Source organism: Colwellia sp. MB02u-10 (assembly GCF_014077185.1).
In the GTDB taxonomy this organism is placed as follows: domain Bacteria; phylum Pseudomonadota; class Gammaproteobacteria; order Enterobacterales; family Alteromonadaceae; genus Cognaticolwellia.
Genome location: NZ_JACGVK010000133.1, coordinates 13,525 through 38,186 on the forward strand (window position 1 = coordinate 13,525; position 24,662 = coordinate 38,186).

Annotated in this window: 20 protein-coding genes; 10 read left to right on the forward strand and 10 right to left on the reverse strand. The window is 40.4% G+C overall.

Features of this window, described 5'->3' with window-relative positions:
- Window positions 1-238: 238 nt before the first annotated feature.
- From ccmA to ccmE, 5 genes are read left to right on the forward strand one after another with little or no spacing between them, the layout of a single operon-like run.
- Window positions 239-910: a cytochrome c biogenesis heme-transporting ATPase CcmA gene (ccmA, locus tag H4J59_RS15005; protein WP_182240709.1), complete on the forward strand. Its 672-nt coding sequence runs from the start codon at window positions 239-241 to the stop codon at window positions 908-910.
- A gap of 11 nt (window positions 911-921) precedes the next feature.
- Window positions 922-1,605: a heme exporter protein CcmB gene (ccmB, locus tag H4J59_RS15010; RefSeq protein ID WP_182240711.1), complete on the forward strand. Its 684-nt coding sequence runs from the start codon at window positions 922-924 to the stop codon at window positions 1,603-1,605.
- Window positions 1,606-1,609: 4 nt separating this feature from the next.
- Window positions 1,610-2,365, forward strand: a complete 756-nt coding sequence (locus H4J59_RS15015) for a heme ABC transporter permease (protein WP_182240888.1) — start codon at window positions 1,610-1,612, stop codon at window positions 2,363-2,365.
- Complete coding sequence (ccmD, locus tag H4J59_RS15020; protein ID WP_182240713.1) at window positions 2,355-2,588, forward strand: heme exporter protein CcmD; 234 nt, start codon at window positions 2,355-2,357, stop codon at window positions 2,586-2,588. Before H4J59_RS15015 ends, ccmD begins: the two co-directional genes overlap by 11 nt.
- 11 nt (window positions 2,589-2,599) lie before the next feature.
- On the forward strand, window positions 2,600-3,112 hold the full coding sequence (ccmE, locus tag H4J59_RS15025; RefSeq protein ID WP_182136432.1) for a cytochrome c maturation protein CcmE: 513 nt from the start codon (window positions 2,600-2,602) through the stop codon (window positions 3,110-3,112).
- A 163-nt stretch (window positions 3,113-3,275) separates the two neighbouring features.
- Here the strand turns inward: ccmE and H4J59_RS15030 are convergent, their stop codons facing one another.
- Entirely contained in the window at window positions 3,276-3,884 is a 609-nt protein-coding gene (locus H4J59_RS15030; RefSeq protein ID WP_182240715.1) for a TetR/AcrR family transcriptional regulator, read from the reverse strand.
- A 289-nt stretch (window positions 3,885-4,173) separates the two neighbouring features.
- Here H4J59_RS15030 and H4J59_RS15035 point away from each other — a divergent pair, with 289 nt between their 5' ends.
- Both H4J59_RS15035 and H4J59_RS15040 read left to right on the forward strand, forming a co-directional pair.
- The gene (locus H4J59_RS15035; RefSeq protein WP_182240717.1) at window positions 4,174-5,340 is read left to right on the forward strand and encodes an efflux RND transporter periplasmic adaptor subunit; all 1,167 of its coding nucleotides are present in this window, start codon (window positions 4,174-4,176) and stop codon (window positions 5,338-5,340) included.
- Window positions 5,337-8,426 carry an efflux RND transporter permease subunit gene (locus H4J59_RS15040; RefSeq protein ID WP_182240719.1) on the forward strand — a complete coding sequence of 1,030 codons (3,090 nt, stop codon included), beginning with the start codon at window positions 5,337-5,339 and terminating at the stop codon, window positions 8,424-8,426. Before H4J59_RS15035 ends, H4J59_RS15040 begins: the two co-directional genes overlap by 4 nt.
- 114 nt (window positions 8,427-8,540) lie before the next feature.
- On the opposite strand, the gene H4J59_RS15045 is transcribed toward H4J59_RS15040, so the two are convergent.
- From H4J59_RS15045 to H4J59_RS15075, 7 genes are all read right to left on the reverse strand, one after another.
- Window positions 8,541-8,696 (reverse strand): hypothetical protein, encoded by a 156-nt coding sequence (locus tag H4J59_RS15045; protein WP_182136436.1) that lies wholly within the window; start codon window positions 8,694-8,696, stop codon window positions 8,541-8,543.
- Between the two features lie 81 nt (window positions 8,697-8,777).
- Window positions 8,778-9,128: a ribonuclease E inhibitor RraB gene (gene rraB / locus H4J59_RS15050; RefSeq protein WP_182136437.1), complete on the reverse strand. Its 351-nt coding sequence runs from the start codon at window positions 9,126-9,128 to the stop codon at window positions 8,778-8,780.
- On the reverse strand, window positions 9,128-9,901 hold the full coding sequence (locus H4J59_RS15055) for a 1-acylglycerol-3-phosphate O-acyltransferase (RefSeq protein WP_182240720.1): 774 nt from the start codon (window positions 9,899-9,901) through the stop codon (window positions 9,128-9,130). Before H4J59_RS15055 ends, rraB begins: the two co-directional genes overlap by 1 nt.
- Window positions 9,902-10,054: 153 nt before the next feature.
- On the reverse strand, window positions 10,055-10,810 hold the full coding sequence (locus tag H4J59_RS15060) for a VacJ family lipoprotein (protein WP_182240722.1): 756 nt from the start codon (window positions 10,808-10,810) through the stop codon (window positions 10,055-10,057).
- Window positions 10,810-12,105, reverse strand: coding sequence for an alpha/beta hydrolase (locus H4J59_RS15065; protein ID WP_182240724.1), 1,296 nt, complete (start codon window positions 12,103-12,105; stop codon window positions 10,810-10,812). The genes H4J59_RS15060 and H4J59_RS15065 overlap by 1 nt, the downstream gene beginning before the upstream one ends.
- Window positions 12,106-12,206: 101 nt before the next feature.
- On the reverse strand, window positions 12,207-12,344 hold the full coding sequence (locus H4J59_RS15070) for a hypothetical protein (protein WP_182240726.1): 138 nt from the start codon (window positions 12,342-12,344) through the stop codon (window positions 12,207-12,209).
- A 185-nt stretch (window positions 12,345-12,529) separates the two neighbouring features.
- On the reverse strand, window positions 12,530-14,308 hold the full coding sequence (locus H4J59_RS15075; protein ID WP_182240728.1) for an acyl-CoA dehydrogenase C-terminal domain-containing protein: 1,779 nt from the start codon (window positions 14,306-14,308) through the stop codon (window positions 12,530-12,532).
- Between the two features lie 363 nt (window positions 14,309-14,671).
- Here H4J59_RS15075 and H4J59_RS15080 point away from each other — a divergent pair, with 363 nt between their 5' ends.
- Entirely contained in the window at window positions 14,672-15,583 is a 912-nt protein-coding gene (locus tag H4J59_RS15080) for a hypothetical protein (protein WP_182240730.1), read from the forward strand.
- Window positions 15,584-15,594: 11 nt separating this feature from the next.
- On the opposite strand, the gene H4J59_RS19680 is transcribed toward H4J59_RS15080, so the two are convergent.
- A complete protein-coding gene (locus tag H4J59_RS19680; RefSeq protein WP_182240731.1) occupies window positions 15,595-18,924 on the reverse strand; it encodes a response regulator in 3,330 nt (1,109 codons plus the stop codon).
- A gap of 171 nt (window positions 18,925-19,095) precedes the next feature.
- Window positions 19,096-20,475: a PhoH family protein gene (locus H4J59_RS15090; protein WP_182240733.1), complete on the reverse strand. Its 1,380-nt coding sequence runs from the start codon at window positions 20,473-20,475 to the stop codon at window positions 19,096-19,098.
- 445 nt (window positions 20,476-20,920) lie between these two features.
- Between H4J59_RS15090 and rapA the strand changes: the two genes are divergently transcribed.
- Both rapA and H4J59_RS15100 read left to right on the forward strand, forming a co-directional pair.
- Window positions 20,921-23,833, forward strand: a complete 2,913-nt coding sequence (gene rapA, locus H4J59_RS15095; RefSeq protein ID WP_182240735.1) for an RNA polymerase-associated protein RapA — start codon at window positions 20,921-20,923, stop codon at window positions 23,831-23,833.
- Between the two features lie 143 nt (window positions 23,834-23,976).
- The gene (locus tag H4J59_RS15100; RefSeq protein ID WP_182240737.1) at window positions 23,977-24,660 is read left to right on the forward strand and encodes a pseudouridine synthase; all 684 of its coding nucleotides are present in this window, start codon (window positions 23,977-23,979) and stop codon (window positions 24,658-24,660) included.
- The last annotated feature ends 2 nt before the right edge of the window (window positions 24,661-24,662 follow it).

Consider the following 24,662-nt stretch of genomic DNA (forward strand, 5'->3'; position numbering starts at 1 on the left):
TAAATTGATCACTTATTAAAAATTAATAGCCTTATTAACAAAGCTGTGCGGAAAACCTGTTACTCAGCTTTATTGAACGATATAGTAGCCTGCGATGTATTTGCAGCGATTCAAGTAAAACCTGAAACACGCATTACAACCTAGTGGCATAAATCAAAAGCTAGTCGGTTAATTAGGTTATTATCATCTCAATAGTGACATGAACCCGTGCCTACACGTAACAATTAAGTGAAAAATTTTGTCCAGATTACACAGCGAAAACACAGTATTTACACCGAACACCGATAGCTTACTAAGTGCTAGTAACTTAGCTTGTATACGTGGCGATCGCTTGTTGTTTGAAGCGCTTGATATTAACATTGCCGCAGGCGATATTGTGCAAGTTGAAGGGCCAAATGGCGCGGGAAAAACCAGTTTATTGCGCATTCTTTCTGGTCTTTCTCAGCCCTATGACGGTACGGTTTATTTTCAAGATGAAAGTATTACGCAACAACGTGAAGCATTCCATCAAGATTTACTTTATTTAGGTCACTTACCCGGTGTTAAAGACGAGATGACCGCACAAGAAAATCTCGAGTTTAATCTGGCTTTACATGGCTTAAATAGTGCCACAGCCGAGGCGACATTAACAGAAGTTAACTTACTTGGCTTTGAGGATGCGCTTGCTGCTCACTTAAGTGCAGGACAGCACCGTCGAATATCTTTAGCTCGCTTATGGCAAAGCCAAGCTAAAATTTGGATTTTAGATGAACCCTTCACCGCTATTGATAAGTTAGGCGTTGAAAAATTAGAACAATTATTTTTACAACATGCTGACAACGGTGGCTGTGTGATATTAACCACTCATCAAGATATCTCCTTACCCGCAGAGCGAGTAAAGAAAGTCACTTTAGCTTATCGTTTTTATTAAGGTCATCAGTTATGACACAAGTTTCTTACCGCGCGGCCTTTGGTTTGATTGTTAAAAGAGATCTGATGATCGCTTTTCGTCATCGCGACGACATTATTAATCCTTTGTTATTCTTTGTTATTGTCGTCACGCTATTTCCGTTAGGTGTTGGCCCAGAAAGTTCGACGTTATCACGCATTGCCCCAGGCATTATTTGGGTTGCGGCTTTACTCGCCACTTTGCTATCACTGGACAGATTGTTTAAGTCTGATTACGCAGACGGCTCATTAGAACAAATGTTACTAAGTCCGCAGCCAATATTTATATTAGTGCTGGCTAAAATTGTTGCACATTGGTTACTTACTGGCTTACCATTAATACTGATTGCGCCACTGCTCGCAGTATTACTGCATTTAAATGAGCACAGTTACGGTGCGTTAATGCTAACACTGTTACTGGGCACGCCAGTATTGAGCTTGCTTGGCGCTATTGGTGTTGCTTTAACCGTTGGCATTAAAAAAGGGGGGGTATTACTCAGCTTGTTAGTACTGCCGCTGTACATTCCCGTACTTATTTTTGCCACTAGCGCAATTGATACTGCGGCAATGAACTTACCTTATAACGGACAACTTGCTATAATCGCGGCAATATTTTTTGCCTCGTTAACCTTGGCCCCATTTGCTGTAAGTGCAGCGCTGAAAGTGAGTACAAATTAATATGATGTGGAAGTGGCTTCACCCTTACGCAAATCCTGAGATTAGCTATCATTTTGCGGGTAAAATATTACCTTGGTGCGCGCGCCTAGCCTTTGTTTTTTTAACCATTGGTATTACTTGGGCCTTACTATTTGCCCCTGCTGATTATCAACAAGGTGATACCTTTAGAATATTCTATTTACATGTACCTGCGGCGATGTTGTCTATGGGCATATACTTAGGCATGGCTATTGCCGCGTTATCTAGCTTAGTGTGGCAATTAAGACTTGCTGATGCCACAGCGGCTGCCATGGCACCTATCGGCGCGACTTTTACTTTTATCGCTCTCATTACCGGTGCAGCCTGGGGCAAACCTATGTGGGGTACGTGGTGGATTTGGGATGCACGACTGACTTCTGAGCTGATATTATTATTTTTATACTTGGGCGTTATCGCTTTACATAATGCTTTTGAAGATAAAAATTTAGCAGGTAAAGCAGCCGGCATTCTTGCCTTAGTGGGCGTGATTAATTTACCGATTATTAAATATTCTGTCGAGTGGTGGAACACCCTGCATCAAGGTGCAACCGTGAGTAAGCTAGGCCAACCTTCGATGACTGCAGATATGTTTTGGCCATTTTTGGTTTGTTTTATTGGTTTTGCTTTTTTAGTCACAGCGTTAATCTGCTTGCGTTTTCGCAGCGAAATACTCAGTCGCAACAGTATGCGCCCTTGGGTACGTGAATTAGTGGCTACTGAGGAGGAAGCGCATGCAATTTGATAGTTTCAGTGCTTTTATCGCTATGGGCGGCTATGGCTTTTATGTCTGGTTATCCTATGGCGTTAGTATTTTGGCTTTAGCCTTATTAGTTTTTTCGAGTATCACAGATCATAAAAAAATTAAGCAACAAATAGCTCAGCGTCAAAAACGCGAAGCAAAATTACGTCAAGCGGCCGAGCTACAAAACACACAAACCCGTGCTGACATTAGTCATAAAACTTAAGAGGTAACAGTATGAATCCCCGTCGTAAGAAGCGATTAACGATAGTCACGTCAATAATCATCGGCTTAGGTGTTGTTGCCGGGCTTGTTTTGTACGCGTTAAGTCAAAATATTGATTTATTCTATAAGCCTTCTGAAATATATAATGGCAAACAAGATACCGGTCTTAAAGCCATTAACGGCCAACGCTTGCGTATTGGTGGTTTAGTGGTGCCGGGTAGTGTGCATCGCAATAGCGAAAGCTTAAAAGTAAGCTTTAAACTCGCTGATATGAGAATGCCTATTAGCTTCTCTGAGACTGATCCAACCGTTACCGTTAGCTATGACGGTATTTTGCCTGATTTGTTTCGTGAAGGACAAGGTATTGTCGCTAATGGTATTTTAGTCAATGGTAATGTTATTGAAGCGAGCGAAGTATTAGCAAAGCATGATGAAAATTATATGCCTAGAGAGCTGCTTGACGATGCGACTGAAAAGCCGGTTAACTCCAGTTATAGCAAGAATCTATTAGAAACAACTTACTAGCCCAAACAAACGCATAACGACAAAGAAAGCGAACTCATCCTAAGTTCGCTTTCTTTTTTGATAAATACTGCTATTTTTTTCTACTTACTTTCGCTACTAGCTTTGCCAACCATATTAGCCGTGTAAATACCTAAACGATAAATTACGCATGAATCCTTAAAAACTAAAGCGAATAGCCTTTAGTGAACATGGCAATACTCGATTTTAAATAGCGATTAATTTCTGCTTCAGATATTTGTTTTTTGGTATTAAATTCCACACGCATCCAACATTCTCCTTTCACCATATTTAAAAACTGTAGTGCCGCAAATTTAGGTGTTGGAATAGTTAATTGTTGCTTGCTGTCGAAATCGGCCATCAGTGTTGCCACGTCATTAACAATACGTTCTGGACCTTCTTGATAAAATAGCTCTGACAACTGAGGGTATGATTTTGACTCATAAGCACAAATTTTATGAATGGCCAGTGCTTCCTTTGAGGTCAACATAGCCAAAAAACGCTTCGCCAAAACAAATAAAATTTCTGCTGGCTCATTGGCGGTATTTAGGCCAATTTCAGTCATATGATATGAATCACACTTTTGCTTTATTGACGCGGCAAACAATTCATCTTTATTACCAAAATGGCTATAGACAGTTTGTTTTGAAACCCCGGCATGTTGGGCAATTTCAGCCATGCTAGTTGAGCTATAGCCTTGCTCAGTAAACAACATGGTAGCGGCATCAAGAATTTTTTTTCTTTTACTTTCACTTTTACTTCGAATATTTGCCATACACCCCTATCACTCATATTAACTTTATACATTTACTTTATACTTAGCTCACGAGATCAATACTTAGTAATGAAAATTACATAAAACGTATACAGTTCGTTTCACTATTATAACAGTTCCATTAGGCTTGTGATCTTGTTATGCACAGGCCATCTCAAGATATTCGTTTCAGTGGCCGTAAAACTATTGCTATATCACATAACATACCTCAAATTAGACTAGACAGTCTAGTTTGACTAAACTAGACTAACCGGTCTAGTTTATATGTTATACGTTTAAGGTGCATTCCGTGTTTATAGATCAGCGTACTACAAGGTTTTTTCGCGTTTATGGCTTAGTTTTTTTCTTCGCCTTACTCAGTGCTTGCTCTGAACCTAGTCAAGAAACTCAGCCGACAAGGACACAAGCAAACAAACAAAGTGCTAATTACCACCAAAGCGCCGACATTCGCACCATATCACCCAGTATGTCTTACGACATTGAACGCGCCTATATTGGCAAAGTGGTCAGTAAACAGCTGACGTCATTAAGTTTTGAATATGCCGGTAAGGTTGCTAAAGTTTATGTCGATAGTGGTGACCTTGTTAGTCAAGGCCAATTGCTAGCAGAATTTGATACTGAACTCCTCAGCATTCAACGCCAAGCAATAGTGGCAACCATTGAGCAGTTTCGTGCACGGGCCGAACTCAATCGTCTCAACTTATCTCGTATCAATAATTTAAGGACTAAAGGTTACAGTTCTAAACAAGCCGTAGATGAGCTAGAAGCTGAAAAAAAAATCATCAATGCTGATATTTCCCGTCAACAAGCAAATATAGCCAGTATTGAATATCAAATATCACACGCGAAACTCCATGCTCCTTTCGCGGCAGTGATCAGCAGCCGTACCGTAGCCGAAGGAGAAAATTTCAGCCCCAACCAAAACGCATTTAACCTTATCCAACAGGCTGATCACGAAGTATCTGTTGGCGTACCTATTAAGGTAGCTAGCCAATTAGTGGTAGGGCAAATACTCTCTGTTACTTTAAATAAACAAACGCTCACCGGACAAATATTAGCGATTGGTAAACAGGTGCATCAAGTTAGCCGCACCATTGAACTGCGCCTTAGCCTTAAGCAAACATCAACTTTCTATAATGGCCAGTTAGCACAAGTCAATATTGAACAACGTGTTGAACAAGCCGGTTTCTGGCTACCTTTGTCGGCTTTAACTGACGGTATTCGTGGCCAATGGAATGTTTATCAGGTCACGGCAACCCCTCATGATTTATTGACCATATCAGCGACTACAGTTGAGGTGAAATACACCACACTAGATGCCGCCTATATTACTGGTTTACCCTTAGTAACACACGAAGTCATTGCTAGTGGTGTGCATCGCTATGTGCCAAGACAAGTAGTGAAACGGGCCAGCGAAGCTATCAAGCAAGTGGTTAGCACAGGACAAATTTTATGATACGTTCATTTGTTAAAAATGGTCGTTTAATGTCGTTGATGATCACGCTTTTAGTGGTGGCGGGTTTAGGGGCGTTAAGTAATTTACCCCGTACCGAAGATCCAAGAATAACCAATAGAATCGCTAGCGTTATTACGCAATTACCAGGTGCTAGTGCTGAGCGAGTTGAAGTACTGATCAGCGAGAAAATAGAACAAAGTCTTAGAAAACTACCAGAAATAAATCTACTCAAGTCAAATTCTCGTGCGGGTATTTCAATTGTCCAAGTGCAATTACAAGATGAAATTACCGATCCCAAACCAATATGGTCACGGGTTAGAGATTTACTCAACGATCTCAGGCCGAGCTTGCCAAACGGCACACTAACGCCGGTACTAGAAGACGACAGAGGTTATGCTTACACGCAAATAATTGCCCTAAATTGGCAAGGCAGCGAGACACCCAACATTGCTATTTTAGGTCGCTATGCTAATGAATTACAAAATCAGCTAAAACTGGTTTATGGTACAGATTTAGTCACTATATTCGGCCAAGGCTCAGAGGAAGTGCTGGTCGAGATAGACCCCGTTATTAGCAGCCAATTAAACCTTTCGATCAATGATATTTCAGAAAAAATTCTTAATGCCGATGCTAAAGTATCGGCAGGAAAGCTCACCAACGCATTTAATCAAATGCAAATAGAGTTGGTTGGTGCATTACAGGACACCAACCGAATTAGTAACATCTCGATAAAAGCTGATGATAATGGCAACTTAGTACGCTTGGGAGACATTGCTGATATTCGAAAAACAGTCAATTACCCGCCAACCGAAATAGCCATGGTCAACAATCAACAAGCGGTAGTTGTTGCTACCCGCATGTTGCCAAACTTGCGTATCGACCAGTGGAGTGGGTCGGTGCAAAAAGCGTTAACCGCATTTACACAAACGCTACCTAATAATGTCACTTTGGAGGTGATATTCGATCAAAGCAGCTATACCGAAGCGCGTTTAAGCGACTTAGTCGGCAATATCGCACTAGGATTTGCCATTATTGCCGCAGTATTACTGATTACCTTAGGCTGGCAAGCCGCTTTGATTGTCACCTTATCGCTGCCATTAACCGTGTTGTTTACCTTATCCGTGATGAATTTTTATGGCCTCCCTATACACCAGATGTCGGTGACGGGTCTAGTGGTTGCTTTGGGTATTATGGTGGACAATGCCATTGTGATGGCTGATACCGTAAAAACCAATATCGAAAAGGGCCAACGTAGACTTGACGCGATAGCCAATGCAGTCAATCACTTATGGTTACCTTTGCTGGGTTCAACATTAACCACCATTTTAGCCTTTATGCCGATTGTGCTTATGCCAGGGCCTGCCGGTGAGTTTGTTGGCGGTATTGCGCTCAGTGTTATATTTTCTTTAGTCGGCTCTTATATTATATCTCACACTATTGTTGCTGGCTTATCAGGTCGTTTTATTAGCCGACACAGGCATAAAAATTCGACTCGTTGGTATCAAAGTGGGATTAGTTTACCGGCGTTAAATCGTGGTTTTGTGCGCTTGCTTAACTGGTCACTACTACATAGAAAACTGGTGATCACCTTGGTAGTTTGTTTGCCTTTATTAGGTTTTATTGCCGCTAAACAGCTGCAAGAGCAATTTTTCCCCTCATCAGATCGTGACATGTTTCAGGTTGAACTTTTTTTACCCGCACAAAGCAGCATAATCAATACTGAGCGGGTTAGTAAGGTACTTACCAACTACCTTGAAGCACTCGATGGCATTGAATCGGTGCGCTGGTTTATCGGTAAAAATGCACCTTCTTTTTACTATAATTTAATGCCAACCAAAGACGGTGCGCAGTATTACGGTCAAGGCATGGTAACCGCAACAAATTTTTCGGCAGCGAATCGTTTAATTCCCCAAATTCAACAAACACTTGATGATATGTTGCCTGAAGCGCAAATATTAGTCAGAAAACTTGAACAAGGCCCGCCCTTTAACGCACCGGTAGAATTGCGTATTTTTGGCCCAAACCTTGATCGTTTAAAAACAATTGGTGATGATATTCGCGCTTTTATGTCAGCAACCCAAGACATTACCCATAGCCGTTCAACACTACAACCTGGCACGCCAAAAGTTTGGGTTAATATTGACGAAGCAAAAGCTAACTTAGCTGGCTTGTCGTTAGTACAGGTCGCCAAGCAACTTAATACCACACTGTCAGGTCAAACCAACGGCTCGGTTATTGAGGCAACCGAATCAATTCCTGTCAGGGTTAGAATTGGTAACGAACAACGAGATGACTTAGCGGCATTAGCCAACATTAACATTATTAATCCCAGCTCAAAGCAGTCCATTGCCTTAACTGCCATCGCAGATTTAGAGATTAAACCCAGTCGCGGCGCCATTCCGCATCGCAATGGCGTACGAGTGAATGTTATTGAGGGCTATATCCGTGCCGACGTTTTACCGTCTATCGTACTTAACCGAATTAAAGAAAGTATGGCTAAGGCTGACTACCAATTACCTAATGGTTATCAAATAGAATTCGGCGGTGAGTCGGCAGAGCGCAATAAAGCGGTGGGTAAACTCATGGCCAGTGTTGGCTTGATATTAACCCTGCTACTTACAGTTGTGGTGCTGTCGTTTAATTCTTTTAGACTCAGTGCGATTATATTTTTATCGGCATTTCAATCAATTGGCTTAGGCTTACTGAGCGTTTATATTTTTGATTATCCCTTTGGCTTTACCGTCATCATTGCTTTATTAGGGTTAATGGGGCTGGCTATTAATGCGGCTATTGTGATCATAGCTGAATTAAAAATGGATGAGCAAGCGATACAAGGTGACCGTGCAGCTATTATTCGCTGCGTACAAAGTTGCGCACGTCATATTAGTTCAACGACCATAACTACTGTTGGTGGCTTTCTGCCGTTAATTCTTGCAGGTGGTGGCTTCTGGCCACCTTTTGCTGTCGCGGTTGCCGGTGGCACAGTGTTAACCACACTGTTATCCTTTATCTTTGTCCCGGCAGCGTTTTCACTATTAAGTCAACGTAATGCCTTTGAATTAACAAAACAGCCGGTATTAGCTTAATGCGCTCTGATAAAATGCACTTTAAAAAATGGCTAGCGTTATCGTTAATAAAGCCTTATTGGCCATAAATATCAGTAATAAAAAAACGCAAAGTGTGACACTTTGCGTTTTTTATTAATCAGGATTAAAGCCGTTTTTAATATTCTCTATGCGCTCTTGATGCCGATGATGCGCCTTGCGTGTGGCAACTACAAACACAGCAACAATCGCTACAATTGCAATTAATAGCGCTAAAATTTCAGGTCGTAATAACGTGTTTAACCATTCCATTGGATAACCTTTTTATCGTGAGTTACTTATTTCTACTTGTAGCTCGTTCCTTGCTGATCCTTCCTGCTGATCGATATTGGCTTATTCTTCGAAGTATGTACCCCAGCCATCATAATCTACGTTACATTTTTTTGCTAATTCGAACATCGTTTTTGTTTCATCAAAAATAATATCAAAATCTAAAGCTTGTTCGGTCACAATATCGAAAGCAAAAACTTTATCTCCGTTTTCTAATTCGGCCTCTTCTGGCTCTTCAATTTCAAAGCCGCTTTTAAATGCTGTAATCGCCGCTTTTTCTAGAATATCAAAGTCTCCACTAGAAAAATGATGTTCAATTGTATGGTGAACTTCTTCATTTGTGCCATCTTCAACTAGTGTAGCGATCAATTGCTCGGTATGTTCTTGCCATTGTTGCAATGCTTCATCAATCATTATTTTATCTCACTTGTTTGCTTATCTGGCGAATTTTGGTCATCTACTTGTGGTAGCTGACGGTCTGTTTCAATATTCAATTGTTCAATTTTCGCTAGCATGTCACTGCGGGTTTTATTGGTTATGTTGCGAATTTTATCTTTATCTTCGCTAGATAAATATACCGGTGGTAAAAATTCGATAATCATTTTACCGTTATCCCAACGATTTAAGTCTATGGTTTTATGAGTGTTGCTTGCACAAACCGGAATGATAGGTACATTAGCTTTTGCCGCCGTGCGAAATGCGCCTGATTTAAAAGGTAATAAACCACGGCCATAACTGCGTGTGCCTTCTGGAAAGAGCCAAACAGACAACTTTTTTTCACGAATTTTTCTAGCGGTAGTATCGATAGTATTCATGGCTTTATTTTTATTTTTTCTATCAATTAAAATATTACCCGTTAGCCAATACATTTGACCAAAAAAGGGGATCCATTTTAAACTTTTTTTGCCAACACTAACCGTTGCGGGTTGAACAGCATTACTGACGGTAAAAATATCATAGCTATTTTGATGATTACAAATATAGACAACAGGGCCCATATTTTTTGTCGACTCAGGTATTCTAACCTCAACCTCTAAACCTAAAATTTTTGCAACTTTACCAAGATAATTAGCTGTATGATGGACATTGTCGCGATGAAATGGCCTAATCAAACAGAATAAAATTGAACAAACACAGATGATAACTAAAGAAAAAGTCATCAATATGACACGAATAACTGCTAACAAAAGACATTCCTATAAAATTTACCAGGCGTGATTATACCTGTAATTAATAAAATAGCTAAATCTACCATTAATTGTTATCGCTAAGCTACATTAAGATACCTAACACTGGGTAAATTCAGCTGAATTTGGTCACTGCAGTTTATGTAAACTGGGTTAACGAGCAACCTGAATTTCACGATACTTCTTATAAAGTAATTTTAAGTAGTCATATTCAAATGCTGAACCCGAGCCGTAGTAGCGAAAAGGTAATCTAGCTCTCGCATCAATACTGTTCAGTAGTGAGAGATAAAGTTCCTCTTCAGATTTCATTCTCAGCTCATCCATCACTTGTTGATCTGCTAAGCCATCAAAGACAAAACCGCTAGCATCACGCAGTGACGAAGGTCCCAACAGAGGTAAAACGAGATATGGTCCAGCCTTAACGCCCCAAAACCCTAGTGTTTGACCAAAATCTTCATCTTGCGCGGCTAAACCCATGGGTGTTGCAACGTCGATTAATCCTGCTAAACCTAAGGTTGTATTAACCGCGAAACGACCTAATGTTTCGCCAGCCACTGATAATTTAAACTGCAATAACGAATTGATAAACGTTGATATTTCAGCCATATTATTAAAAAAATTACTCAGCCCGGTTTCAACAACATCAGGGGTGATTTGCTTATAGCGCCTCGCTATGGGTAATAAAACGTATTCATCGGCTTTAGCATTAAAATAATACATACGGCGATTAAACCCCTCCCAAGGGTCGCTATACGCACTCATTACACCAAGTTCTGCCAAGTTATCTGGTACCGCAATGATCGGCGTTATGGCCGTACTCTCTAATCTTGGCTGTGAGGAACAGGCTAACAATAAAAAACACAGGGCGATAAGGAATAACCTAGAACACTTATTGGCAAGCATTGACATTAATTTAGCCCTCCTTGAAATGTAGTCTGCAGATGCTCAACAAAACTGAGTCTATCGAAGTTGCCACAGTGTCCACCACGAGGAAAAATTTTTGCCCTATCGGTAAAAATGCTCTGTAAATACTCCACCTCACCGGCCTGTAAAATAATATCGTCTTGATTGGTGACCAAATAAATTTTATCAGATGCAGTTAAATAATCTTCAATGGCATGTAAGCTGTAACGTTCGATCAAATCGGCTTTGGTGATACTGGCATCTTCTCGCTGGGCTCTGGGTAACATGGCACGGTCAAAATAATCACCAAAGGTGATGTCGCTGGCACGTTGCAGTGAATGCGTTAAACTCTCAAGTTTGCTTATCCTGTGATTTTTATAGGTGATTGCGCCCGTGTTAAAACTAACATCGATGGCAAATATCATATCTGATGACGATATTCTAAACGAGGCGCCAATTAACAATTTTAATTCAGCTTCAGTTAACGAGACATTTTTAAATAAACTAAATATTGAGCCTTGATCAAATTTTGAAGACCGTTGTGCTGCGTAAGCAATGGAAAAGCGAGAAAAAATATCATCAAACATAGCAACCGCCGCTGGTCTATTTTCACCTAGATCAAAGTATTTATCTAAAATACTGACTGAGTTATATAAACTAACCGGTGGGTTAATCAGAAGCACTTTTTCAAAGTTAAACTCCTGTTTTTCTTCATCAAGTAGCGATATAAATGCTGAATGCGCGCCACCTAAGCTGTAACCCGTAAGAGAAAATGACAATGCCTCTACTGCGTCTTGAGCTTGAACTTGTGTCCAGACTAAATTCATCACCTGATATAAATATTCTGCGTCATGCGCTAAATCACCCGGCATGTACCGAGTGTTAGGTGAGTTAACAATAAAATTAGCAAAGGTGGGCGATGACAATGAGATGACATGATAACCCTGCTGAAAAAAACTTTTTTGCAGACTGAGCATTTTCACACTATCGTAGCTCGCTCCAGTACCGGCAATAATAAAAATCAATGGCGCACTCGCTTCTTGCTTTATTAACGAGTATTTCATTTTTTTGTTAAACCAAAACACCTCAGAAATTTCATCTAACGGTTTAATCGTTATACTTTTATTAATAATGTCTAATGACTCTGGTAGGTCAGCAGCCGCTTCTTGGCAGTAGCCGGTAACGGTGGCTTGATAAGACGAATAGGCTAAATCACATACCGGTTTACTAACAACAACTTCGTCTTGTTTACTGCTACATGCTGCTAACATTATGATGAGTAAAACACTCAAAATACGCACTGGTTTCTCCCTAATCCTGTGTGTTTAAAATTTGATATCTACCAAACACCTATAACCTACCCATGAACCTAGCCATGAACCTAGCCATGCCAATCAGTTTTCTAAGTGGCTACTAACATAATGAATGGGCTATAAAGTCGAGCATTCGCTGTGAAATGTCTTATCATTTTTTCAGTGAACTTTTCAGTAAACTCTTCAGTGAAATTTGGTGCAGACTGATCAATAGTTAATTCACTCATTGAATGCTACTGAATATCTTACATGATAGATATCCCAAATAGCGATAAAGTCGGTTATTGTCTCACATTACTGATGCGGATTTGAACTACTGATGGTTAATCTAAGCCATCAAAAATTAAAAGCCAATTCAAGGTGATTGAATTGGCTTTTTCATTAGGTATTTAATGGCGAGTAAAGCGGGTCTTTAAAAAAGCTCTTCTGCGATATCAAACATCGCACTTTGGCCAGATTTCGCTGAGGCGATTAACGACTGAGTGCGAGGTAATAATCGGGCAAAGTAGTAACGAGCGGTACGGACTTTACTTTCATGGAAAGTTTTATCATCGCTAGCAGCCAGTGAAACTTCTGCCATTCTAGCCCAAACATAAGCCATCGCCGTATAACCAAATATGTGTAAATAGTCATTGGCCGCACAACCCAGTTCTTCTGGCGAAGACTGTGCTGCGGTTAATAAGTATTGCGTTAATTCCTCAAGTTCATCTGTGGCCTTAGCCAAAGGTTGAGTAAACTCTTGCATAGCATCAACTTTATCCGCTTGCATATAATCACGTACTTCTTCAAGAAAGACGGCCACAAATTTGCCTTTACTACCGGCCACTTTGCGGGCTAACAAATCCATCGCTTGAATACCGTTAGTGCCTTCATAAATTTGTGCAATACGGGTATCTCGCACTAACTGCTCTTGTCCCCATTCTCTAACGTAACCATGACCACCGAAAACTTGTTGACCAGCAACGGTATTTTCAAAGCCAAGATCAGTAAAAAACGCTTTAGCAATCGGGGTCATTATAGCAACAAGTTGATCCGCTTTGACTTGCGCTTCACCCGTACCATAAGTCGCAATGTCTAATTGCATAGCCGTATAAGTTGATAAGGCACGTGAACCTTCATTTAACGCCTTCATGTTTAACAACATGCGACGAACATCACCATGTACTAATAACGAATCAGCTTGGGCATCAGGTGACTTAACACCAGATAAAGAACGCCCTTGAATTCTATCTTTGGCATATTCTAAAGCATTTTGATACGAGCGTTCTGCTGCACCTAAACCTTGGATACCTACACCAACTCGCTCAAAGTTCATCATAGTAAACATGCAAGCTAAGCCTTTATTGAGCTCACCGACTAAATAACCTTTAGCACCATCAAAATTCATCACACAAGTAGCTGAAGCATGGATACCCATTTTATGTTCGATAGAACCACAGCTGACATTGTTTTGTTCACCGATGGACTCATCATCATTAACATTAAATTTTGGTACCAAGAATAATGAAATTCCACGAGGTCCGGCGGGAGCATCAGGTAATTTAGCTAACACTAAATGGATAATATTCTCCGTCAGATCATGCTCACCGGCGGTAATAAATATTTTTGTCCCTGACACTAAATAACTGTCATCCGCTTGTGGCACCGCTTTCGTTCTGATCATGCCTAGGTCGGTGCCGGCATGTGCTTCAGTTAAGCACATGCTTGCACACCAGTCGCCGGCATAAATACGGGTTAAATAGCGACTCTTTAATGCTTCACTACCATGTTTTGCTAACGACAAGCCAGCGCCAGCAGTTAAGCCGGGGTAAAGTGAGAATGAAATATCAGCCGAACATAACATTTCTTCATGAAATGCGGTCAACATTTTAGGCATGCCCATGCCGCCAAAGTCAGGATCTCCGCCTAATGAGGTCCAACCACCTTCAGCATAAGTCTTAAATGCTTCTTTATAGCCGGGTGCTGTGGTGACTTTACCCGCATCGAAACTAACCCCTACTTCATCGCCATTGCGCGACAATGGTGCTATTTCTTGCTCTGCAATTTTTGCACAACCTTCCAAAATTGCTTCGGCAGTATCTCGGTCAACCCGATCAGCTAATGCCGGTAATGACTGCCATAATTTATCAGCATTAAATACGTCATATAACAAAAAATTCATATCTTTTAAAGGTACTTGATAGTCAGCCATCACATTCTCCAAACAGGTAATTTAAACAATTAATTAAAACACTCGTTTGAATATATAGCAAAGACAGTAAAAGTAAAAGTAAAATGATAAATTTGCCTGTCATTAAAAATCAACCTCATAGCCTTTTCATTGATTATATCAACGACTTTATAGCCAGTCACAATGACTAAATACCAAGATTTTTTTAATAACTGCTTGTTATAATTATTAAATAAACAACAAAATAGTGGCTTATTTTAACCAGCAAAAATACTCACAAAGTTAGTGAAATTGGTATAAGCTTGAGGCGTTAATATTTAGCGATAAAGGTGAATGGTGAGATTTTTTGGCGCAGTGGTTATTTTAATATTATGCTTTACGACTATGACGTCGGCGAAGCAGCTTGATTTTAATAAAACAACAACCGATGAGCATGTGCAATTTAACTACCAATGGTTAGACCAAGCCCAGCAACCACAAGCGTTGAGTTTTTCTATTAATAAAATATCTTTATTTGATCGCTTTAGAAACTTTAAAAGTTATAAAGCCAACCACGCTAGAAAATACGTTGATCAGCAGATGAGAAAACAATTAACACAACACCCTATCACTGATGTCAAAGTTACATTTTTAGGTCGTGGTAATAATTTACAAATGGAACTAAAAAGTGAAAATAAAACAGCACTTGACCAAGCGTATCTAAGCATAGCGCAACTTGAAAAAGACTTTATGAATGAGCATTTAACCCGTAATTATTATACTCAATTTGTTGCTTATGATAACAGCGTAGCCATTAAGCCCGACCATGTTCGCTTCGCACAAGAGTCATTTAATGACCTTTCCGTACTAAAAAGCCTTATTTTAGAACGTGTTGGTGAGGAAAATGTCAGAAAAGTCAGTAATTATGTGCTCGGATTTATCCAAAGCATTCCTTATGCTACGTTAGAATCTAGGGTCACATCAACCGGCGCGGGGTTTAATCCGCCGCTACAAATACTTTGGCAAAACCAAGGTGATTGTGACAGTAAAGTAACCCTAACCGCTGCTATTTTTAGAGCGCTAATGCCGCGTATGAAAATGATGTTGGTTTTTATCGATAATCATGCCTTACTCGCGATAAATATCCCAAGCGAAGGCGATGAACTAACCATCACTATTGATGGCCTAGACTACATTTTAGCTGAGCCCACTGGCCCAGCAATGATGCGCATTGGAGAATTATCAGCAAGTGCTGAGTTTGCCATACGCAATGGCCGCTATTATGCCGAAGCTTTTTTTGCCGACCCTAGCACTTAATATAAACTCAATTACTTTAGTGTTTTGACCAGTTGCGACAAAATACTATCGCGTAATACCGTTAGGCTAATCGGCTTAGCAATATGCAAGTTCATACCCGCCGCTAAGCATTGCTGCTTGTCTTCTTCACGGGCATGAGCTGTCATGGCGATAATAGGTAAGCGGTTATATTGTGGTTGAGCGCGAATATGCTTAGTAGCGGTTAATCCGTCCATAATGGGCATTTGAATGTCCATTAAAACAATATCAATATTTTCCAGTGGTAATTTTTCTAACGCCTCTTGACCATTTTGTGCAACAGTCACTTGCGCCTGCAAAGACTGCAATAATTTAACCGCCACCAATTGATTAACCAGATTATCTTCAACTAACAATACGTTCAATCCAGCTAGGCTGCTTACTGTGGGTTGCAGAGCATCGAGATCATGACGGTTAGTCGTCATTTGATTATCCATTATGGCGCTATTTGATGAGACCCGATTAAGCTCCTTGGCTAACTTTGCAATAACATTTCGGTATAACGGCATTTCAAGCAACAAGTAATTAATACTATTGCGGTTTAATTGCTCAAGTAACTCAGCTGAAATAACACTGGCTATGGGCTGACATAACGCCAGTACAGCGACCTCTTGCTTTATTATATCCAAGTCTTTTTTCAATAAATCTTGCGGATACTTACTACTATCGATAAGTAATATTTTATCTGCTTTAGCATTAACCGTTTTTAGCGCTGAAAAACTTGAGATATCTATCACAGCTTGCGCAATATCAGTAAAGTTCTCTCGTAATTTTTCAGGTATATTGACCGCTAAATTCAGCACAGTACTGGTCGAGAATTGTGGTCGAAATTTAGATAAGCAACATTCAGAGTAACCGGTATCGCAAGCCAGTATATTGGCTGCATTCATAGGTAAAGCTAAGGTAAATTCAGCGCCCTGGCCTAAAACACTATCAATGGTAATTTTACCTCCCAATAAATGCGCAATATGTTGGCATATTGATAACCCTAACCCTGTGCCACCATAAACTCGGGTCATCGACTCATCGGCTTGTTTAAATGCTTTAAATAAGCCAATTTGTTTTGATTTTTCTATACCAATGCCGGTATCTTTCACGGTAAATAATACGGCGATATTTTTTGCGTCAGCCGGTTCACTAATAGGGCAAGATAATGACACGCTAAGAGCAACTTTGCCCCGCTCTGTAAATTTAATCGCATTATTAAGTAAATTACTCAGCACTTGCACTAAACGCATAGTGTCAGTATGAATATCTAATGGTACTTGGCTATCAATGGCAACACTTAAACGTAAATCTTTGCCAACTAGTGCACCAATATTAAGGTTAAGTGCTTGCGATACAATACTTTCCAGTCCAGTCAGTTCTTTATGTACAGACATATTTCCTGACTCTACCTTGGCCGAATCAAGCAATTCGTTCACTAAATAAAGCAAAGTGTTTGAAGCGGTTTGAGCATTACCTAAATATTGCTCCTGAGCCTTATTTAAACACGTTTGCTGTAAGAGAAAAAACATCCCTTGCATGGCATTTATTGGCGTGCGAATTTCATGACTCATATTCGCCAAAAATTGGCTTTTAATTTGGTTAGCTTCTTCGGCTTGATTTTTTGCGCGCTGCAGGGCTTGGTTAATCTTGAATTGCTCAGTCACATCACGAATTAGAATGATACTGCCAAGTAATTCATTAAACTGACTATAAAACGGCGCTTGATAAATTTCATAGGTATTATGCTCAGTCGACACCGTTTGATGATGCGCCAAAAATGAATGACCTCGCTGGATTTGACTAAGACTCTGCGCCACTTTTTTACTGATATCAGCCGCAATAAAATCATTAATTTGGCCACCTAAAATATCAACTTCTTTTCGTAAGACCAGTTGTTCAATTGCCTGGTTACAGCCAATTAAAGCGCCTTGTTGATCGTTAAATAGAATGTAGTCTGGAATCGCATCCATCACTGATCGTAACAACGCATAGTCACGCTGATGTTGCTCACTTTTGTGCAATAACGCTTGAGTTTTTTCTTTTACCCTCAAATCTAGCTCAATGTTTTGATCCTTTAAACGCTGCATTAAACTGCGATTTTGGCCAAATAAATCTTCAACAATTTTAAACCAGTGGCGCCACTCGGCAGAGGGTTTTATTTTACCGGGATCACCCGCTGAACAATATTCAATATGTCTGATGAATTTTTTAGAGGGCCCGATGAATAAGCGATAGGTAACGTAATAAACCACAACTAATAGACTGAAAAAGCCAAAAGAAATACTGATCAGTATCGACAAAAAACGCTGATTAATCGTAGTATAAAAATTTCCTTTGCGCTGATACTCCAATAAAACCCAGTCATTAATAACCAACTTCTGCTGCTGTACAATCCAATCACCAATTTCAGCACTTGGCATAATATTGAGTAACGATTGATAACTGAACTGGTTTAATTGCGACGGTGCAGTGTCACTAAAAGCGGTTTGTGCATTTAGCGGAAGATTGCTGTTATTTTTATGCAACAAAACATGACTTTGCTTATCAACAATAATATAGCCGTGATCTACTTCGGTTACCTCAGGCAAATAGTTATATAAGCCCGCGGTATTCATATCAATGAGCACCGCCCCTTTCATCTCATGGTCTAAATACACCCCCATACCTAGCATGGTATTTAAACTTTTACTCGCCGAGTCAAGATAAGGCCGCGCCCAAAGCTTTTCATCCTTGTGCTTTGACGTTTTTATCTTCAGCATGAACTCATTACTTAAGCTTTGATCATTGTATTGCCAGATACTTCTGGTTACCCAAGGATATAAATTAACGAAGCGTTGCATTGAAATGTAATACAGCCAGTTAGCTTCTTTAATTGACTTTTTTGCGGTAACAAATGCCGGCGTTAAAGCATTGGCCATCGTTAGCTCATACAGCAAGGATTGGCTAAAAGTGTCAATACGACCAACGCCGGTAATATTACCGCTCATCATATGATTATTAGTGTTTAAATTTTGTCGATTTTTATCAAGGTAAAAGTACTGACCTTCTTGTCGCAAAGACGGCGTCTGACTAGGTAATTCTGCTGGAAAACGCAAATAATATTCGGCTAAATCACGTATGCCCGCGAGGGTTTCTACCGTACCGGTCAGTTTATTATTAAGCTGCACACTATATTGACTCAGCTTAGCTAATTTATAGTCTCGATAATCTTGGCGGGCGAGATAATAATTATAAGAGATAATAATAAAAGTCAGCAACATAATGCAGGAAAAAACCACAATGACTGATTTATTGTAGCGTTGAAGAAGCTGCTCTTTTGAATTTTCTGCTAACACTAACAAGTCCTAATAATGATATAAAAGCAAGTGCGCTAAAATTTAGCTCATCGGCAAGTTACCTTTAACTTTATGACATAATATTAAATCAAAGTACTGACTGAGGACAGCACTGAAAAGGTTAACGGTGATATTGTAACAAATAGATAATATCACCGCCGCGCTAAATATTTATAAGTTTTCTTCGGCAAATGACGCTAAACGACTACGCACAACGCCATTTAAGTTGATGTTACTGCTACCCGGAAAATTTTTAAAACGCTCAACAATGTATGTCAAACCGGATGTTACTGCGGTTAAATAGTTACTATCTATTTGCGCTAAGTTGCCTGAACACACTATTTTTGTGCCTTCACCACAACGGGTAATAATGGTTTTCAATTGTGAAGCCGTGAGGTTTTGACATTCATCAAGTAGCACCAGAGTATTTTGAATGCTGCGACCGCGCATAAAATTGACTGACTTAAACTGAATGTTCGCTTTATCAATAATATAGTTAAGACTACCATTCATATTCTCATCTTGTTTGTGCAACACTTCTAACGAGTCTGTGATGGCGGCTAACCAAGGTGCCATTTTTTCTTCTTCCGTACCCGGTAAAAAGCCGATTGACTCTGCTATTTCGGGGGTGCTACGGGTGACAATGATTTTATCATAGAGCCCGCGCTCAACCACTTGCTCTAGCGCGGTTGCCAAGGCAAGTAAAGTTTTACCACAGCCGGCTGGGCCGGTCAGAATGACTAAATCTATCATGGGATCAAGCAAGGCATCCATTGCCATACCCTGATAGATGTTTTTTGGATGAATGCCCCACGCTTGTTTTGCCATTAAACGTTCACGACTCAAATCGGTTATCGCTAAGTTTTCATCGTCCAACCCGGTAATTTTACCCGCGAAGTGTTCGCCTTCGTCAATCAGGTATTCATTGATATAGCCATTAGGCAGTAAATCACGCTTGATGTAGTGCGTGGTATTACGGCCCTCTGTTTCACTTTCACAGTCATGGACCTGTTGCCAGAAATCACCCGGAAATTGATGATAACCTTTGGTTAAAAACTTAATATCATCAATGAGCTGATCCGTGCGGTAATCTTCAACAAAAGCAAGTCCAGCGCCTTTTGCCTTTAAGCGCATGTTAATATCTTTGGTGACTAGCACCACTTTATTATCTGGGTTTTTGGCTTGTAAATAAATCGCGCTACTGATAATACGATTATCATTTTCGTTAAAAGACAATTTCACCTTACTCTCGTCTAAGGCATAATCGTTGAAAATGGATAAACAGCCACTGGGGTGTAGGTCATCGTTTTGCGGTAATTTAACGCCTGCTAGCACTTGTTCTGGCGTGGCATTAACTAAGGTATCTTCCAACGCTCTAATCGCTACTCGCGCATCACGACTAACATCTTTGTGGCGGTCTTTGATAGAATCTAATTCTTCTAGTACCGTCATCGGTACCACCACATCATGTTCTTTAAAAGAGAGGAAAGCGAAGGGTTCGTGTAATAATATATTGGTGTCTAAAACATAAATAATTTTATTTTCTGTCATATGAAAGTCCTTTCACAAGTTGAAGGCTGCACAGTATTATTGCTTAAAACTGCTGCTAGAAACCAAAAAATTGATAATTCATCTAACCAAAACAATGTCATTACTTGCTCTTTTTACCATAGCTTTCCCGGTAAAAAAGCTATTATAAAAAGCCACTATAAAAATAATTCTAATAAAGCTCATGCTATTAAGCTTACAACCACTTTGACAGCTTACTTGCCCGCAAGCAAGCGGCTTGTTGCAGGCTAAGCGCTAAGTCATATCAATCATTATTGGACTGAAAAGGCCCTATTACTAAAGACAAAACTCAATTCTATAAATTTAAAGCAATAAAAATCCCCTTTTACCGATTTATTTAATGATCACTTCTATGATTAACGGTACTATAGCGCCCTTTTTTTGGCGTGCATTTTTTGCGCGAGTTATTGAGTTGGAGTTTTTTTCTATGTCATTTTACCCTGGACAACGCTGGATTAGTGATAGTGAGTCAGATCAAGGACTAGGTACGGTTACCGCTGTCGAAGGTCGTTTTGTTACTATCGTGTTTACGGCTACAGGGGATGCAAGACAATACGCCATAGATAATGCCCCTCTAACGCGAGTAATTTTTAATACTGGCGATAGTATTCCAAGCCATGAAGGCTGGTCACTTAATGTCGAGTCTTCTCAAGAAGACAAAAACTTACTGACTTATTTTGGTACGCGACAAGACACAGGTGAAGCCTGCTCGTTAAAAGAAATGATGATTGATCATTTCATTAAATTCAATAAACCTCATGACCGTCTGCTCAACGGCCAAATTGATCGCCTAGATTGGTTTCGCTTACGCAAAGATTGCTTACAACATCAATTTAACCAACAACAATCTGATTTAACCGGCCTTAGCGGTGGTCGTGTGAGCTTGATCCCACACCAATTATATATTGCCGAAGAAGTTGGTAGCCGTTTTGCGCCACGGGTTTTATTAGCCGATGAAGTCGGCTTAGGTAAAACCATCGAAGCGGGCTTGATTATTCATCAACAATTGGTCACAGGGCGCGCTAAACGTGTGCTGATCATAGTACCAGAGTCATTGATGCATCAATGGTTGGTTGAAATGTTACGCCGCTTTAATTTGTCGTTTAGTATTTTTGATGAAAGTCGCTGTGAAGAAATCACCGCTAACAGTGAAGATGAAAATCCCTTTAGTTCTGAACAACTAGTGCTGGTCAATCTGGGCTTTATTACCAAAAACCCTCGTTGGTATGAAGCTATTATGGATGAAGAATGGGACTTGATGGTGGTTGATGAGGCGCACCATTTAAACTGGCAACAAGATAATGTCAGCATCGAATACCAATGTATTGAACAGTTAGCGCAAACTATTCCTGGGGTGTTATTGTTAACAGCAACACCTGATCAATTAGGCCATGAAGGTCACTTTGCCCGTCTGCGTTTACTGGATCCTGATCGCTTTTTCGACTATCAAACATTCACCGAAGAAGAGCTGCATTACACCGAAGTCGCCAATGCGGCCAATACCTTGGTTACCGATGAGCCATTAGTGACTGAACAAATAACTACCTTGACCAACTTATTGCACGAAGCTGACGTTAGCACACATATCGCAGCGATAAATCATCTGGAAGAAGCCGCTAAAAAAAATGCTCGCCAGCACATTCTTGACCAGCTTTTAGACCGTCATGGCACTGGCCGTATATTATTTCGTAATAGTCGCAACACCATTAAAGGTTTTCCGGGTCGTGAATTACATGCCACGCCACTGGTGATGCCAGAAGCCTATCAAGACTCGATCAATGAACTATTATTGTCGGGCGCGACTGAAGATTTAAAGTCGCAAGCACAAGCAAAACTCTTGTTTACTCCCGAAATATTGTTCAGCTTAGATAGCCATGAAGACTGGGTTGATATTGACCCACGTGTTGACTATTTAATCGCACTATTACAGTCGTTGAAAAAAGAAAAAGTGGTGGTGATTTGTGCACATGCGCAAACAGCAATCGACTTGGAAAACGCCTTACGTGTTAAAGAAGGTATGCGTGCGGCCGTATTTCATCAAGGCTTAAGTATTTTTGAGCGCGATCGTGCGGCCGCTTATTTTGCCCAAGATGAAGATAGCGCCCAAGTGCTACTGTGTTCTGAAATTGGTAGTGAAGGACGTAACTTCCAATTTGCTCATCATTTAGTGTTATTTGATTTACCGCGTAACCCTGATTTGCTTGAGCAACGTATCGGGCGTTTAGACCGTATCGGTCAAACAGAAATTATTCGTATCCATGTGCCATACTTTGAAGAGTCAGCGCAGAGCTTATTGTTTAATTGGTATACACAAGCGTTGAACGCCTTTGAACAGACCTGTATTACCGGTCACTCGGTGTTTAAAGCCTTTGGTGAAAGCTTATTTGAGCTTGCGCTTTGTGCTAGTTGGGACTCTAACGAGGCACAACGCTTGATTGAGCAAAGCCATGAACAGCATCTGACCATCAAACAAGATTTAGAAACCGGTCGTGATAAGCTACTTGAGTTACATTCTTCTGGCCAAGGTAAAGCGCATGCTTTAGTGAAGAAAATAGCACAACTAGATCAGCAAATTCATTTGCCACAATTTATGTTTCAGGTCCTAGACGTTTTTGGTATTCAACAAGATGATAAAGCCGATAACGCCATTGCCCTACAGCCTTCTGAACATATGTTATGTGCCAACTTTCCGTGCTTACCTGAAGATGGCACCACCATTACCTTTAATCGTGACACCGCCTTAGCGGTTGAAAATTATCAGCTGATCACTTGGGATCATCCTATGGTGCGCGGCGCGATGGAACTGGTACTTTGTGATGAAATTGGTAACGCTAGTATTGGTGTTTTAAAAAATCCAGCACTACCTACCGGCACATTTTTCTTAGAGTGCATATTTACCTTAGCCGCCATCGCACCGAGCAATTTACAACTAGGGCGTTATTTACCCACTACGCCTATTCGTATATTAGTCGACAAAAACGGCAATAACCTTGCTGATAAAGTTAGCGAAACCGTATTGGATCAACAATTATCGCCTGTTAAAAAGCAAGTGGCATTACAGTTAGTTAAAGCACTTAGAAGCCAAGTGGCTCCGTTAGTCGCCAAAGCAGAAGACCATGCCGAGCAGCAAGTTGATTCGATTCAACAAAAAGCGCTGAAAGCTATGCACCTAGCTATGGATGAAGAGCATCAACGCTTAACCGCGCTAAAAGCGATCAACCCAAGTGTGCGTCAGCAAGAAATTGACTTTATTCTGATGCAAAAAAAGGCCTTGGCTGAATATATTGAAAAAGCCAAAATTCAATTTGAAGCAGTGCGTTTAATTGTGGTCAGCAACTAGGTCATTACAGACTAAAAGCTAAACACTAAAAGCTCTTGAAAAAAGCCATCAGGCTGGGCATATTTTGTCGTCTGATGGCTAGCTTACCAACACCAAAAAGTACAACGTTCAAAAGTACAACAGTTTAAAAGGAAGAAAATAAAATGGCTGCTAACCCTGACTTTATTTATCAGCCTCAAATGCGCCCCTACCTTGATATTATTTATCACGACAATGATATTGTGGTCGTCAATAAATCCAGCGGTTTATTGACTGTATCTGGCCGTTTACCTGAGCATCAAGACTGTTTAGAAAGTAGAGTGCACAAAGTATTGCCCACGGCAACCATAGTGCATAGATTAGACATGGCGACATCAGGCATTATGGTGATGGCACTTAATAAACATGCGCATGTGGCTATTAGTCGCCAGTTTGAACAACGCTTAACGCAAAAAAGCTATATTGCTCGGGTCTTTGGTAAGATTGAAAAAGCGCAAGGCTCTGTTGAGCAACCCCTAATGGGTGATTGGCCTAATAGACCAAAACAAAAAATAGATCATCAACAAGGTAAAGCGGCATTAACGCATTATAAGGTCTTAAGTTATCGCAAAGATATTGATGGTCAAACTAGCACCTTAGTTGAGCTGACACCCATAACAGGACGCTCTCACCAGTTGCGCGTGCATATGCTGTGGCTTGGCCACCCAATACTCGGTGATCGACTTTATGCCCACGAGCAAGCATTGGCGATGAGTAGCCGTTTACAATTGCATGCCCAAATGCTACAAATAAGCCACCCAGTGACAGCGCAAACCTTAACATTTTCAAAAGCCTGTCCGTTTGATTAACA